We start from the raw sequence: 15926 nt of genomic DNA, 5'->3' as shown, positions 1-15926 counted from the left end.
ATACTTTGATAAAGAAACTATTAGCCCTTGGGCTAGCCTTTGCCCTCTTGGCACAAACCCTTGTGCCAAGCCTGGCCTGGGCCGGTAATGAGAATCCACCTACAAAAGCGGTGAATCAGCTCATTACCCTAGGAAAACTGGATACAAAAAACTATCCCAAGCTGGACAATAAGACCATACTAGAGATTCAAAGACAGGCGAGAGATCAAAGAAAGGCCCCGCACAGGCAGCAGGGCGCCGGTATGTTGGGGGCCGAGAGCCCCTACCTACCCGGTCAGAACCCGACTGATGCGGATAAGGCTGCAGCCTACGGTAATGTCCATGTTAACTTTGCCACTGAAGGCTTAACGGACAAGGGCGTGATGCAGCCCTTCCAGTGGAAAGAAATTTTTGGTCAAGATTCCAACGGCAAGCCCAGCAAGGCTAAGATCATCTTTCTACAAAAAGATGCAACGACTAATGCTGAAATCAACCGTTTTATCCTGGAAATTGACCAAGCCGGTAAGCATACCTGGACCGACCAGTATGGCAAGCCTGCCAAGCTCCCCCTCTACTCGACGGCACTTGAGCCTTACCGGTATGAGGTGGCCTTGGACTACCAGACCTCTGATAAGATTACCTTTTTAACCATGGAAATCGGGAAGAGCGACAGTAAAGCCACTTTTAAAAAAGATAGTGACGGTAAAATCGTTGCGGATATCCCCTTAAGCATCACCTTGGGGCAAGTGGCGTCGACGAAATTTACCAGCGAGTGGAGAACGAGCGTTGAAGAAGCTGATCGCCCGCCGGTAGAAGGTTTGTTTGATCATGATGCAAGTAATGGGGATATTGCTGATGAAACGGGTTTCTTTAAATTCCCGAAGAACGATACTGGTAAAACCATTCTAAGAAACGATGAAAAACCAATTGATGAATACAATGGCTTTGACGAGTTCTACGGGAATGACCTAAGGACCGTCCCCATCGTTAAAGTCGTAGAAGGATTTGACCTTGATACCGATTCAGCCACCTACACCCTAGACGAAGCGAGTAAAACCATCACATCACTTGATGGTAAAAAGTTCAAATACGACTTCGCCTACGATGTCATCAATGGCGGTAAGCTGACCATGACCGAAGTTATCCCGGTGACCTTCGATGCCAACGGCGGCACCTTTGGCCCGGGTGCCGAGCAGAAGGTCATTCAAGAGGTTGAGTATGGTCAGGATGCAAGCTCTGTTGAATCACCAACGCCTACAGAAGGAAAGACCTTTATTGGCTGGGGGGATAGACCGGACGCTACAAATCCTGTTGATCAAGAAACAGCCTTTAAAGGCATCACCGGTGCCAAAACCTTTTATGCCATCTATACGGAAGACGTTATTGAGCAACCGGGGAAAGATAAGCCGGGCAATGTCCCCGATGGTCACGTCAAGATAACTGTTCAGCTAACGGACAAGGCAGAGGTCAAAAATGACCAAGGCGACCTCTTAACGGGCGAGGACTATAACAAAGCCATTACCCGGATTTTTTGGGTAAACCCGGACAAACAAGTTACCCTTCCGGTAGCCAAGCCAGCGGGAAAAACAGTTCCGGTTTCAGAAAGCAACCCGACTGAATATCGCTGGGATTTCAAAAATTGGACATCAGATGAAAAACCGTCTAGAGCCTGGACCACTGATATTGACCAAGGTATTAAAGGACAATTTGAGGCAGCGGAGACACTTATTACTGCCAACTATGACCAAGTCATTATCGATAATGGCGACTTAGTCGCTGGAGAGATAACGGTTCCGGAATCCTTTAAGACAACAGATGACGCTTGGATGAATAACTTTGTCCCAAAGGCAGATGACTTAAAAAGTCTGGTTCAATTAAAGGGTACTGATGGGCAGGTTGGTCAGTTACCAAGTGATGCTACCTTTGAATTTGTTCTAGGCAAAAATAGTTCCGGTCAACCATACGGAAGCCTTGATGAGGAACTCTACGACAAGTTAAAGGAAAAAGCCAATCCAAAGGACGAGCCGACCCGCAGAGAGACCGTTCAGGCAGAAGTAACCTTTAAAAACGGTCAAGTTAAAGAAGTAGCTATCCCTATTCAGGTGGTTAAAAACATCTATGAAGCCAAGACCTTAACAGAAAAGCCCTACTATGTACCTGATGGCTACGTCAAAGTTACCGTGAATCCGACGACAAAAGCAACGGACCCGCAAAAGACCTACTTCTATGTCAACCCGAAGGCCAAGGTTATTATCCCCGAGGGAGACCCCACAGGTAAGGACGATAACGTCTTCCTCAAATGGACCCAAAAGGCCGACGGGTCGACGAATGAACCGACGGATATTACCATTGCCGGGGATGTTCGCAATCAATTTAAGGTTGCCACAACGATAACGGCGCAATACGTTGTTGACGTTATCCCTCAAAAAGGAGACAAGAAGCCCGGTAACGTACCGGATACCTTTGTCGAAGTGACCTTTTTACAAGGCGACCATGGGACCATTGCGAATACGGAAGTCAGCAAGTATTGGGTCAACCCCAAGAAGGAAGTGACCTTGACGGCGCCGGCAGTAGCGGCGAAAGCTGACTACAAGCATACCGGCTGGGACAAGGCCCTTACCCAAACCTTTAGGGCAAAGACCGATATTACCGCTCAGTACAAGCAAAAAGTATTGACGACAGACCCGGATGACAAGGACTACGTCAAAGTCGACTTTAACGCCGGCAATGATGGCAGTATTGCGACGGATCAAACTAAAGAGTACTGGGTGCTCAAAGATGTCGAAGTCACCTTAGCACCGCCGACCGTCACGCCGAAGACCGGTAAAAAAATCGACACCGAAAGCCCCTGGTCCCCGGTAGTACAAACAATTTACACGCAAAATACCACTCATACTGCCCAATATGCCTATGACGGCGCCGACGTCGTCCCCCAAGAGGGGACCGACAAGCCGGACGTGCCGGCAAACTTTGTGAAAGTTATTGTCCAATTGACGGATAAGGCCAAGGTAACTGACCCTCAAGGTGACCCCTTGACCGGCGATGACTATACTAAGGCCATTAGCAAGACCTTCTGGGTCAATCCGACAGAGGCCGTAACCATTCCAGTGGCCAAGCCGACGGGCAAGGACGTCGCAAGAGATACGGCCAATCCTATTGCCTTTAGCTGGAAATTCACAGGTTGGCAATCTGACGAAAGCCCGGCTCGGGAATGGAAAAAGGATATTGACCAAGGCTTTACAGGGAAGTTTACTGAAAAAGAAACGACCGTTACGGCGCAATACGTTAAAGATCAGGCAGATAACGGCGATCTCGAAGCAGAGCCTTTAAAAGTAGCGGAGTCCTTTAAAGACGGAGAAGGAAACTTTGTGAATGATTTCATTCCCAGTCAAACCGATTTAGAGGAGAAGCTAAAATTAAAGGGCGGCAATCCCATCCCCAATGATGGCACAGTAGAATTTGTCCTCGGTACAAAGTCTGACGGTTCTAAATACACGAGCTTCGACGAAGAACTCTACGATAAGCTGCAGGAAAAAGCCAATCCAAATGACGAGCCGACTCGCAGAGAAACCGTTCAAGTAAAAGTGACCTTTAAAAACGGACAAGAACAAACCGTCGATATTCCCATCGTCGTTTACAAAAACATTTACCAGGCCAAGACCCTAACGGAAAGGCCGCACTACGTGCCGGATAGCTATAAAAAGGTGACCCTAGATCCGACAACAAAGGCGAAGGATCCGCAAAAGACATACTACTATGTCAATCCGAATGCCTATATCACCATTCCGGGAGCCAATCCGACAGGCGTTGGGGACAATAAATTCACTAAGTGGACCGTGAACCGCGGCGTGACCCAATATAAGGGTACGAAGGTAGACGCCAACGGCAGCTATGACTTAAGCAAGCGATATAAATTTGCTGGGGAAACAACCATTGAGGCAAATTACGTCACTGATGTTATTCCGCAAACGGGGAAGGATAAGCCGACAGACGTACCGGAAACCTTTGTGAAAGTCACCCTTGTGCCGACCGATAAGGGAACCTTAGAAGGACCCCATGTCTTCTGGGTCAATCGGGACAAGGCGGTGACCATCCCTCTTGGACAGCTGACGCCCAAAAAGGGCTGGACCCTTGAGCAGTGGACCATCGGCGAACCGAGAGAAAACCGGAAGGTCATTGATTTAACTAAGGCACATACCTTTACTGAGGCGGAAACAGTCATCACCGCCCGGTACAGCTATGCCCCCCAGGCCATTAAAGACCTGGAACCGAAAAAAGTGCCGGTCCATACTCCCGAAGGTAAGACACCAAGTCCGGAAGACTATAAGACAAAAATCACTCCGCCGGATGGAAAAACCATCGCATCGGTTAAAATTGTCAAAGATCCGGATGTAACAAAGCCCGGCGACTCTACCGCTAAGGTCATCATTACCTACACCGATGGGTCCAGCATTGGCAGCCAAGATAAGCCGGTGGATATTCAAGTTAAAGTCCACGAAAAAGTCATCCCCGCTAAACCGAATGGCGATAAACCGGAAGAAGCACTGAATAACTATGTGAAAGTGATATTCCAAGCCGGTACAGGCGGTTCTTTAGACGGCACCTTGACCTACTATGTTAGCCCGGAAGTGCCGGTGGATATGACCGAGCAGGCCAAAGCCATTACAAAAACACCGGCTGTCGGTTACCTGGCTCAGTCCGGTGAAAGTGAAAACTGGACCAATGCAGAGAATAAGACCCTGCAAGGGACCTTTACCGACGAAGAAAGCATCTTCATCTATAACTTTGTGCCAAACAAGGATATTATCGAAAAGACGCCGGAGACGCCGGATCAGCCGGCAGGCTATGTGACGGTGACCTTTAGGGCCGGGGACAAGGGCCAGCTGGCAGGACCGGTTGACCAAGCCGGTCAAGAGACGGCTGTTGGTGAACGAGTCTTTTACGTCAATCCCAAGGCCGGCATTAAGCTGAAGGTCTTAGAAGAGGGCGAGCAAGCCGGCGAAAAAGAATTAGCTGTACCCACTCCCCTGGCCAAGGACAATTATGGCTTTGACAAGTGGGTGGAAGACTTGGATTTAACCAATCCGATTACCGGCAACCGAGAGTATGTGGCTCACTTCAAGCTGGGTCAGGTTACCCTCACTTACGCAGCCGGTGAAGGCAGCGGGACGCCGCCGGATCAAGTGACTGCTAAGCATGGGGCCACCGTTCAATTGGCCAATGCTCCGAGGCTGAGTAAAGTTAATTCGGTCTTTGCCGGCTGGAAGCTGGACGGTGAGGACAAGCTTTACCAGGCCGGTGAATCCATCGTCCTGGACCGGGACCGGACGGCCACGGCCCAATGGACCCTGGACAAGGATGTCATCCCCCAAGAGGGGACTGATAAGCCGGAGAACGTACCGGATAACTTTGTATCGGTCACCTTTGTGCCGACCGATAAGGGTACCTTAGAAGGCCCCCGTGTTTTCTGGGTGAATCCGGATAAGGCAGTGACGATTCCGGTGCAGACGCCGGTGGGTACCCAGCACTATACCTTTAAAGAATGGAAACTTGGTGCGGAGGCCTACCAGCCGCTGACGCCAAAACAGTTCAAGGAAGATACCACCGTTACCGCAACCTATGTGGAAGCGGCGGACATTATCCCCTATGCCCCGGATGAACCTATAACCAAGCCGGAGGGCTATGTTCGGGTGAGCTTTGCCGCTCAACCGGGTCTCAGCCTAGAAAATGTCCAGCACTACTATGTGAAGAAGGGTGCCGGGGTTACCCTGGGCCATGCCGACCTCGTTAAGCCGGGGGTTCAAGCCAGTACCGGTTATGTCTTTAAGGATTGGGATACAGCGGATACGACCCCTGTCGATCAGGATATGATCGTTACCGCCTTGGCTCAAGCCCTGCCGGATGTCCAGGAAAAAACCGAGGACCAACCCGATAAGCCGGACCCGGCCTATGTGACCGTTACCTTTACGGAAGATAATAGCGGGAGCGGCCAGGTGACCGATAAGGTCTACTATGTCAACCCGGACAAGTATGTCCGGCTGATGCCGCCAACAGGAGCAGACATTCAACCGAGTGTCGGCTATGTATTCGGGGCCTGGAGTCAGGATGCCCGACAGGCGACCAATTACAGCAAGGATACCATTATCACCGCCTCCTTTAATAAAATTGGCGATGTCATCCCCAAGAAGGACGGCACCCAAAAGCCTGACGGCTATGTGACCGTCAGCTTTAAGATTACCGGTGGAGGCGGGGAGATTAAGGCCGGCGAGATGACGGCCTACTATGTGAACCCGGCTGCTACAGTCAGCCTAGAGGCGCCGGCGGTATCGGCCGCTACCGGCCATGCCTTTGATACCTGGACACCGAACCCGGCTGCGGCCCGCCAATATGCAGAAGATACGACCATTATAGGGACCTTTGCCGGCTACCCGGATATTGTACCCGGCAAAGATGAGAGCGGCCAGCCCAATGTTAAGCCGGAGGCCTATGTGACGGTGACCTTTGTGACCGGCAGCCTGGGCCAATTGGAAGGGGAGACGGTTTATTATGTCAACCCGGATGCCGGCAAGGTCCTAGGCGACCTGACCAAGCCGACCATAAAGGCCAAGAGCGGGGTCAAGGCCAATGGCTGGAACCGGAAGGATTCTCTGGCCATCGTGGAGGACCTGATTGTCGTGGCCGAGTATGACTTTATCCAGGAAAAACCCCAGCCTGGTGGTGGGTCCGGCGGCAGCTCAGGCTGGATTATCCCCTCACCGAAACCGGATAAGCCGACGGTGAAGCCTTCTGAATCAGACTTGAACAAGGCCGACCACTACCAGTACCTGATCGGCTATCCGGATGGGACCTTTGCCCCCAACCGGGGCATGACCCGGGCGGAAGTGGCCACCATGTTCACCCGGCTCCTAAAGGACCGGCCCATTAAATGGAAGAAGTATGACGCCGGCTTTAGTGATGTCAAGCAGGGCGACTGGTACGCCAATACCGTTGGTTATGCGGTCCAAAAGGGGATTGTAGCCGGCTACCCGGATGGGAGCTTCCGGCCCAACAAGCCCATTACCCGGGCTGAGTTTTCGGCCATTGCCGCCCGCTTTGCAGCCCTGACCGATGAAAAGGACATTACCTTCATTGACCTGGCTGCTGACCACTGGGGCTACAAGGCCATCCGCCTGGCCGCCAGCCATGGCTGGATTTCCGGCTATCCGGATGATACCTTCCGGCCGGAACAGGCCATCACCCGGGCAGAAGTGACCTCCATCACCAACCGGATGCTCAACCGGCATGGAGACCTGGCCTGGATCGACAGCCATTCGGACCTCATCATCCACTTTGCAGATGTGGCCCGGACCGACTGGTACTATGAACCCATCATGGAAGCCACCATGGGCCATGACTTTACCCGGGATCCTGATGGCAAACATGAACACTGGACCGGGATCAACTGGAAGAGCTTTATTTAAGGATGGCCCAAGCGGTGAAGGATTTTCCTTCACTGCGATTAAGTGGTCATCTAAGAAGCGCCCGCCTGCGAGACTGCAGGCGGGCGCTTTTTTGTGCTGTGGGGGAAAGCGTTCGCTTAGCCTAGCTGCCAAGTGGTCCAGCAGCGCAGAGATGGATATCCCGGCCTTTAATGAAATATTGGCTAAGCCTAAAGGGAATAGCGATGACCTGGATGATGGTTTTGCGCGGCTTGCGGCGGACTTATCGGATTCTAATGCGGATTTGGGGTAAAACCGCCTTTGACGAACTGCGGATTTGTAGTAAAATGACTATAAATGAACTGCGGATTTGGTAAAGGTGGGACATCTGTGTATAAAAGAAAGATCTACGACCAGCTCCTGGATTGGAAAAAGACCAGTGCCGGGCAGACGGCCCTCCTGATTGAAGGGGCCAGGCGGGTAGGCAAGTCGACCATTGTCGAGGCCTTTGGAAAAAAGGAATATAGGTCCTATATACTCATTGATTTTGCCTTTGCGCCAAAGAGTGTCCAGGCCTTATTTGAAGATATGAGTGACTTGGATTATTTCTTTCTCCAACTCCAATTACAGTATGGCGTGGACCTGCACGAAAGGAATTCTTTAATTATCTTTGATGAGGTGCAGTTTAACCCCCTGGCCCGGCAGAGCATTAAGCGGCTGGTGGCTGATGGCCGGTATGACTATATTGAAACAGGGTCCTTGATTTCGATTAAGAAAAATATTGCCCATATTTTAGTGCCCAGTGAAGAAAGGAAAATTGAGATGTTTCCCATGGATTTTGAAGAATTCCTATGGGCGACCGGTGATGAGACCACAATGCCTTTGCTGGAAAAGGCATTTCGGGCAAGGATATCCCTGGGCGAGGCACAAAATAGGCAGCTGATGAGGAAGTTTAGGCTGTATATGCTTGTGGGTGGCATGCCGCAAGCTGTTCAAGCCTATATGACAAGCAATAATTTCAGGCTGGTTGACCAGGTTAAAAGGGATATGGTTCATTTATATGAAGAGGACTTTTATAAAATAGACCCCAGTGGAAAAATATCCATGCTTTATGATGCAGTGCCGGCTGAATTAGCCAAGCATTCGACCAGGTACCAGGTTTCCAGTGTCCTTGAAAATGGCCGGGCATCAGAGATATTGGAAGAAATAGCAGAATTGCAGGCGTCAAAAACAGTCCTCCTGGCCTATCAGTCGACAGACCCTCATATCGGCTTGGCCGGACATATCCATTTGGACCGGTTTAAAATTTATTTGGCCGATACCGGCCTAATGGTGACCCTCATGTTTAAGGACCGGCAGTTCACAGAGAATACCGTCTACCGGAAATTGTTGAATGACAAGCTGCCGGCGAACTTGGGTTTTCTCTATGAAAATGTGGTGGCCCAAAGTCTGGCAGCCAAGGGACACCACTTGTTTTATCACAGCTACTATGATCAGGTGCAAAAACGGTCTTTCGAGCTGGATTTTTTGTTGACCTGTGGGGAAAAAATATGCCCGGTTGAGGTCAAGTCTTCTAACTACAGGAAGCATCGCTCATTAGATGCTTTTTCAAGTAAGTATGCCGGCCGAATAGCTAACCGGTATGTCATCCACACGAAGGATTTAAAAAGAGTCGGAGGTATTGATTACCTCCCCTTTTACATGGCTCAGTTTTTATAGAGGGGAACTTTTCTTGCTTTATTGGGGTGCTTTTTCGCTTAGCCTGGCTAGGTCTGGCAGAAGGACTAGGCCTTTAATGAACGGTCGGCTAGGGGTACGCTCAAGCCCTACGAGGGGATAGTTATGACCTGGATGATGGTTTTGATCCGCTTGAAGAGGACTTACCGGATTCTAATGCGGATTTGAGACGGGCTTGTCGCTCAGTAAAAAAGAGCTATGCCTAAGGGCTGCGTGATGCAGGCCTGGGCATGGCTCTTTTGCTATTTGTCTGTGCTTTAAGCGAATGTCTGCCGGCGGGCTTTTTCTTCCTGTAATTTTTCTGCCATTAAGGCGGCCAGGGCTTGGACGTCCTGGTCGGCCAGGGCTTCTATATAGGCCCCGCGGTCTTCCTTGGAGATGATGACCGGGGCGGGGAGGTCCCGCATGGATAAAAATAAGAGGAGGAGGCGGCCTGTTCGCCCGTTGCCATCGCTAAAGGGGTGGATTCGTTCAAAGTGAATATGGCTGTCGGCTAAGATATGGAGAATGTCCGCTTCAGAATGGGCAGTGGCCAGTCGGTGGTTGGTATTGTCAACCCATTGTTGGACCAGGTAGGGGACTTGGCCGGGTGGGGCCGTTTGGAAAGTGGCGCCGATGATGGCGTTGTCAGTTGACTTGAAATGGCCGCTATCTGCCTGGAGTCGGTCAGTTAAGGCGGCGTGTAGGGACAGGATAAGGGAAAGGGAGAGGGGGGGCTGGTCATCTAAGGCATCAAGCAGAAGCCGGAAGGCTTGTTTGTGGTTATCTATTTCGTAAAATTCTCGGATACTTTTGTGGCTGCCGGGCAGACTGCTTTCCAAGATAATAACAACCGTTTCCGGCAGGGAAATGGTATTCCCCTCCAGGGCCGTTGAGTGGTGGGCCAAACGGACGAGGATATCGCTAAGGTATTTTTGGCTATACATGGACGCCCCTCCTTCTTTTGTTGGCCTTATTATAGCACATTCTGACCCTAAGCCTTTAGGCGGTTTTCCCTTAAGGCTACATTGCTGGGGCGGGTTTGGCTGGATGAAAAAGAGCCCGATAGGGCTCTAGCTTTCTGTAAGTGGAGGCGGGTAAGGCCTTGGCCCCTTTACTTGCCGCTGAGGACTTCGGTCAGGATGGCGCAGCCCTGGCTGAGCTCTGCCTCGCTGATGGACAGGGGCGGGAGGAGGCGGAGTTTGTCTTTGGCGGTGAGGACCATGAGCCCCTTGTCCAGGCAGGCGGTCAGGACCTCGGCGGGTTTTTGGTGTTTGAGGGTGAGGCCGACCATGAGGCCCAGGCGGTCGATTTTTTCGATGCCCGGGCAGGGGGCCAGGCGGTCTTCGATTAGCTGGCCCTTGGCTTCGACAGCGGCCAGGAAGGCCGGCTGGGCGACCCGGTCGACCATGACCTTGGCGCCGGCGCAGGCGATGGGGTTGCCGCCAAAGGTGGACCCATGGCTGCCGGTGGAAAAGTGGTCCTTGAGGGCGGCGGTGGTCAGGCAGGCCCCGATGGGGAGGCCGCCGCCCAGGCCCTTGGCCAGGGTGATGATGTCCGGCTGGATGTCGTAATGCTGGTAGGCGAAGAGCTTGCCGGTCCGGCCGATGCCGGTTTGGACTTCATCGACAATGAGGAGAAGGTCCTTATCCCGACAGAGGGCGGCCAGGCCCTGGAGGTAGGCCCGGTCCAGGATGTGGACGCCCCCCTCCCCCTGGACGCACTCGACCATGACGGCGCAGGTGGCGGGGGTGATGGCGGCCTCCAGGGCGGCAAGGTCATCCGGGGCGACGTAGCTAAAGCCCGGCAGGATGGGCATGAAGGCTTCATGCATAGAAGGCTGGCCGGTGGCGGACAGGGCGGCCATGGTCCGGCCATGGAAGCTATCGGTCAGGCTGATGATATCGGCCCGGCCGGGCCCATGGCGGTCAAAGCTCACCTTCCGGGCCAGCTTGATGGCGCATTCATTGGCCTCGGCCCCGCTATTGGCGAAGAAGACGGCGTCGAAGTCGCTTTGTGCGGTCAGGCTTTGGGCCAGGATTGTGGCCGGCAGGGTGTAGTAGAGGTTAGAGCTATGCTGGAGCCGGCCGGCCTGGTCGCTGACAGCCTGGACCCATTCGGGGTCGCAAAAGCCCAGGGCATTGACGCCGATGCCGCTGGTAAAGTCGATGTAGGTCTTGCCGTCCAGGTCGGTGGCGGTGGCGCCCCGGCCCTGGACCAGGACGGCGTCATAGGGAGCGTAGACAGGGAGCATATGGGCATGGTAGCTTGCTTTCAGGGTTTTGGTATCCATAGGGGACCTCCTAAATAACCATGGTACCGATCCCGTCATCGCTCAAGAGTTCTAAGAGGATGGCGTGGGGGAGGGTACCGTCTAAAATATGGGCTTGCTGGACGCCGCCGGCCAGGGCGTCCAGGCAACAGTTGATCTTGGGGATCATGCCGCCCTGGATAATGCCGGCGTCAATGAGGGCAGGGACGTCTTTTTGGGGGAGGACGCTCAAGAGGCTGGCCGGGTCGGACCGGTCCTTGAGGACGCCCAGGACGTCTGTCATTAGGATGAGTTTTTGGGCGCCACAGCCGGCGGCGATGGCTGCGGCGGCATGGTCGGCGTTGACATTGTAGACGTCGCCGGCCGGGCTGCCGGCAATGGAGGCCACGACCATCATGTAGCCGGCGTCCAGACCGTCATGGAGGATCCGGCAGTTGACGGATTCAATATCGCCGACATAGCCCAGGTCCACCGGCCCCCGGTGCTTTTGGGCCTGGAGGAGGCGGCCGTCTAAGCCGCAAATGCCCAGGGCCTGGCCACCGGCGGCACCGACGGCCCGGACCAGGGTCTTGTTGACGCCGCCGGCCAGGACTTCCTGGGCCACCTGCATGGTGGTGGCATCGGTGACCCGGAGGCCATCCTGCCAGGAGGACTGGTGGCCGATGGCCTCCAGGGCCCGGTTGATAAAGGGACCGCCGCCATGGACCAGGACCAGGCGCATGCCCATGAGCTGCAAGAGGAGGAGGTCACTCATAACCGACTGCATGAGGGCGGTATTGACCATGGCCCCGCCGCCGTACTTGATGACGATGGTTTTTCCGGCAAAGTCCTGGATATAGGGGATGGCTTGGACCAGGACTTCGGCCCGGGTTTGGGGGTCCAGGTGGCCGGCGCTAGACTTCATAGGCGGCATTGATATCCACGTACTTTTCGGTCAGGTCACAGCCGTAGGCCTCTGCCCGGCCATCCCCTAGGTCGAGGTTAATGACGATTGTGATAGCTGGTTGCTCAAAGAGGGGGCTGACTTCCCGGCGGCTCAGGCCGGTGGCCCGGCCCCCTTGGCAGACGGTGGCTGACCCGGCAGGGGTCTCCAGGCGGATGTCAATCCGGTCCGGCCGGATGGGGGCGCCGCTGTAGCCACAGGCGGCGATGATCCGGCCCCAGTTGGCGTCGCCGCCGTAGATGGCGGTTTTGACCAGGGGGGAGGTGATGACGGCCTTGGCGACGGTCTTGGCGTCGGCTTCGGTCGGGGCGCCATGGACTTGGCAGATGATGAGCCGGGAGGCCCCTTCGCCATCGGCGGCGATGGCCTTGGCCAGGTGGATGCAGAGGGCCTCCAGGGCGTCGGCAAAGGCCTGGTAGCTGTCATCTCCTTGGCTGACTTCCAGGGCGCCGGCCAGGCCGGAGGCCATAATGGCTACGGTATCATTGGTAGAGGTATCGCCATCGACGCTGACCATGTTAAAGCTGCGGTCGACAGCGGCCTGGAGGGCCTTTTTCAGGAGGGCCGGGCTGATGGCGGCATCGGTAGTGATGAGGGCGTGCATGGTCCCCATATTGGGGTGGATCATCCCGCTGCCCTTGGCGATGGCCCCCAGGGTGATGGTGTGGCCCGCCCGGCTGTAGCTAAGGGCGGCCGCCTTGGGCTGGGTATCGGTGGTCATAATGGCCCTGGCACAGGCCGCACCGCCGGCCTTGGACAGGGCAGCGGCCAGGTCCGGGATGGCGGCGGCCACCGGGGCCGGATCCAGGGGTTCGCCAATGATCCCGGTCGAGGCCGGGAGGACCTCTTCAGGGGGGCAGGCCAGGGCCTGGCCGACAGCGGCGCAGATGCCCTCAGCCACCTGGTAGGCGTCCGGGGTGCAGCAGTTGGCATTGCCACTGTTATCAATAAAGGCCCGGGCTTGGCCTGAGGCCGCATGGGCCCGGCAGAGGGTGACGGTATCCGATTCCACCAGGTTTTTGGTAAAGGCAGCGGCGGCGCTGGCGGTTTTTTCGCAAACAATCAGGGCCAGGTCCGGGCTGCCGTCGGCCTTGATGCCGGCCGATCCGGCTGCAGCGGTAAAGCCCAGGGGACTGGTGATGGTCCCTGCTTCTATCCAGTGGTGCATGGTATCCCTCCTAAAAGGCCGGTGGCAGGTGTAAGAGGCCGGTGGTTTCCGGCAGGTCGAAGATGATGTTCATATTCTGGATGGCCTGGCCGGCAGCCCCCTTGACCATGTTGTCAATGGCGGAGACGGTGATGACCGTATTGGTGTGGGGGTCAAAGTGGACCGAGACATCACAGAGGTTGGAATAACGGACCGAGGCAATATTGGCCACAGCCCCTTCGGGCAGGACCCGGACGAAGGGCTCATCGGCGTAAAATTGCCGGTAGAGGTCGTGGAGGGCCTGGGCGGTCCGGGAATTGGCCAGGGTCATGTAGCAGGTGGCCAGGATGCCCCGGTTGACCGGGATCAGGTGGGGGACAAAGGTCACCTCGGTGATGTGACCGGCCAGCTTGGTCAAGGTTTGCTCCATTTCCGGGGTATGGCGGTGGCTGGCAATCTTATAGGGGTGGCAGCCTTCATTGATGACCGGGAAGTGGGTGCTCTCGGTCAACTGGCGGCCGGCGCCGGTGATCCCGCTCTTGCAGTCGCAGGTGATGGGGTAGTCGACCAGCCAGTGGTTGACCACCAAGGGGGCGACGGCCATAGGGACGGCGGTGGTGTAGCAGCCTGGGTTGGCCACCAGTCGGGCCCCCTTGATGGATGCGCGGAAAAATTCCGGCATCCCATAGACCGCTTCGGCCTGGAGGGCCGGGTCTTCCCAACGGTGGCCGTACCATTTTTCATAGGCGGCCTCGCTTTCCAGGCGGAAGTCGGCGCCCAGGTCGATAAATTTTTTACCGGCGGCCAGGGCCTTTGTGGCCAGGGGTTGGGAAAGGCCCGCCGGCAGGGCGGCAAAGACCACATCGGACTTGTCGATGACCTCATCCTCGTCGGTACAAACCACATCGGTAAACTGCTCATAGGCCGGGTAGACCTCGGCCAGGCGCTTGCCCTCGTAGCTGACAGAGCTGGCCCCTGCAATGGTGACTTCCGGGTGGTCCAAGAGCAAGCGGGCCAACTCGGCGCCTGCATAGCCGGTTGCTCCAATAATTCCTGCTTTAATCATAAAAAGTCCTCCTTATTTGGCCCGCCTGCCGGGCTTTCTGTCAATAGGTATTGGGTATATTATACGGGGAAAATGAATAAAGTCAAGCGAAAAATGAATAAATATACAATTTGTATACAAAACAGCCCCCGGCTCATGGGTATCTGCCTCGGACCGGCGGTCTATCGGCCTGGAAAGGAGGGCTAGCCTAGTAACGTTGGCTAACAAATACTTGTAAGAAAAGAGAAGATTTGCTATCCTACTTATAGAAAAGAGCTAGCGGAAGGTTAAAAGAGAAGCGCTCGGCAGCTGTCCCGGGGCCTGTGCGCCTCACAGGCCGGTCTTTAAAATAGGGCAATGGTCGAGCCGCTGGAAGAAGACAGGGGAAGCATTTTGGCGCCCTTTGAGGCGTATAGGGAGGAAGGATACCATGCGTAAATTTGACTTAATTATCTTTGACTGGGCAGGGACCACTGTGGACTATGGTTGCTATGCCCCTGTTTTGGCCCTGGAAGAGGCCTTTAAGAAGCACGGCCTGACCCCGACCCAGGAAGAGCTCCGCAAGCCCATGGGCATGGGCAAGTGGGACCATGTCAAGACCATGCTGGCCTACCCCCGCCTGAACCAGGCCTGGGAGGAAGCCAAGGGAAGCAAGGTCGATGACAGGGCTGTCGATGCCATCTATGCCAGCTTCAATGAAAAGATTTTAGAAGAACTGGGCAAAAAAGAATTCAGCCGGCCCAAGCCCTATGTGGTTGAGACGGTGGAAAAATTAAGGGCCGCCGGCTATAAAATCGGCGGGACCAGCGGCTATACCAAAGAAATGATGGACCTCATCATTCCCGGCGCCAAAGACCAGGGCTATACCGTTGACTGGGCCCTGACCTCGGAAGATGTGGGCGGCCTAGGCCGGCCCTACCCCTACATGATCTTCAAGCTCATGGCCCACTTTAAAATTGAAGGGGTTAGCCGGGTCTTGAAGGTTGGCGATACGGTAGCGGACATCAAGGAAGCCAAGAATGCCGGCGTAAGAGCGGCAGGGATTATAGAAGGCAGCTCTGTAGTCGCTATGCGGGAAGCAGACTTCAACCAGCTCAATGCCGCCGACCAGGTCGCCTTAAAGGCTAAGGCGGAAAAGGAATTTAAAGAAGCCGGCGCAGACCTGGTCTTCCAAAACTTTGCCGACCTCTACAACTATTTAAAATAAGACGAGGGCCCCGCTTAAGGGCATGGAGACAGCTAGAGCCCTGTTTAACTACCCCCTTACTGGATTCTATGAATGTTCCCATTTTTTATAGGACAGTAAAGGGGTCTTCTATTTTTTGAAAGGGTAGATAGTCTACTGGCTAGCAGTCACCAGAAGACATTTTAATTAGATAAAGCGATAAAGGGTTGCAATCCCCCTG

Annotated in this window: 9 protein-coding genes; 4 read left to right on the top strand and 5 right to left on the bottom strand. The window is 54.4% G+C overall.

Annotated features, from left to right (window positions below; translation table 11 throughout):
• The first annotated feature begins 242 nt into the window (after positions 1 to 242).
• From ACLGL1_RS07995 to ACLGL1_RS07985, 3 genes are all read left to right on the top strand, one after another.
• On the top strand, positions 243 to 7439 hold the full coding sequence (locus ACLGL1_RS07995) for an S-layer homology domain-containing protein (RefSeq protein WP_411008175.1): 7197 nt from the start codon (positions 243 to 245) through the stop codon (positions 7437 to 7439).
• Between the two features lie 203 nt (positions 7440 to 7642).
• Positions 7643 to 7774, top strand: a complete 132-nt coding sequence (locus ACLGL1_RS07990; protein WP_411008174.1) for a hypothetical protein — start codon at positions 7643 to 7645, stop codon at positions 7772 to 7774.
• Between the two features lie 13 nt (positions 7775 to 7787).
• Entirely contained in the window at positions 7788 to 9116 is a 1329-nt protein-coding gene (locus ACLGL1_RS07985; protein ID WP_411008173.1) for an ATP-binding protein, read from the top strand.
• Between the two features lie 275 nt (positions 9117 to 9391).
• Here ACLGL1_RS07985 and ACLGL1_RS07980 read toward each other — a convergent pair whose 3' ends face one another.
• The 5 genes from ACLGL1_RS07980 to argC form a co-directional block, all read right to left on the bottom strand.
• Positions 9392 to 10060, bottom strand: coding sequence for a Fic family protein (locus tag ACLGL1_RS07980; RefSeq protein WP_411008172.1), 669 nt, complete (start codon positions 10058 to 10060; stop codon positions 9392 to 9394).
• Between the two features lie 167 nt (positions 10061 to 10227).
• Positions 10228 to 11406 (bottom strand): aspartate aminotransferase family protein, encoded by a 1179-nt coding sequence (locus ACLGL1_RS07975; RefSeq protein ID WP_411008171.1) that lies wholly within the window; start codon positions 11404 to 11406, stop codon positions 10228 to 10230.
• A 10-nt stretch (positions 11407 to 11416) separates the two neighbouring features.
• Positions 11417 to 12298, bottom strand: a complete 882-nt coding sequence (gene argB, locus ACLGL1_RS07970) for an acetylglutamate kinase (protein ID WP_411008170.1) — start codon at positions 12296 to 12298, stop codon at positions 11417 to 11419.
• Positions 12279 to 13496, bottom strand: coding sequence for a bifunctional glutamate N-acetyltransferase/amino-acid acetyltransferase ArgJ (argJ, locus tag ACLGL1_RS07965; RefSeq protein WP_411008169.1), 1218 nt, complete (start codon positions 13494 to 13496; stop codon positions 12279 to 12281). The genes argB and argJ overlap by 20 nt, the downstream gene beginning before the upstream one ends.
• Before the next feature lie 10 nt (positions 13497 to 13506).
• Positions 13507 to 14541 (bottom strand): N-acetyl-gamma-glutamyl-phosphate reductase, encoded by a 1035-nt coding sequence (gene argC / locus ACLGL1_RS07960; protein WP_411008168.1) that lies wholly within the window; start codon positions 14539 to 14541, stop codon positions 13507 to 13509.
• A 409-nt stretch (positions 14542 to 14950) separates the two neighbouring features.
• Between argC and phnX the strand changes: the two genes are divergently transcribed.
• The gene (gene phnX, locus ACLGL1_RS07955) at positions 14951 to 15727 is read left to right on the top strand and encodes a phosphonoacetaldehyde hydrolase (protein ID WP_411008167.1); all 777 of its coding nucleotides are present in this window, start codon (positions 14951 to 14953) and stop codon (positions 15725 to 15727) included.
• The last annotated feature ends 199 nt before the right edge of the window (positions 15728 to 15926 follow it).

It is taken from the genome of Peptococcus simiae, from assembly GCF_046569735.1.
In the GTDB taxonomy this organism is placed as follows: domain Bacteria; phylum Bacillota; class Peptococcia; order Peptococcales; family Peptococcaceae; genus Peptococcus; species Peptococcus simiae_A.
Note: the sequence above shows the minus strand (reverse complement) of the source record. Positions and strands in the feature narration are given on the sequence as shown.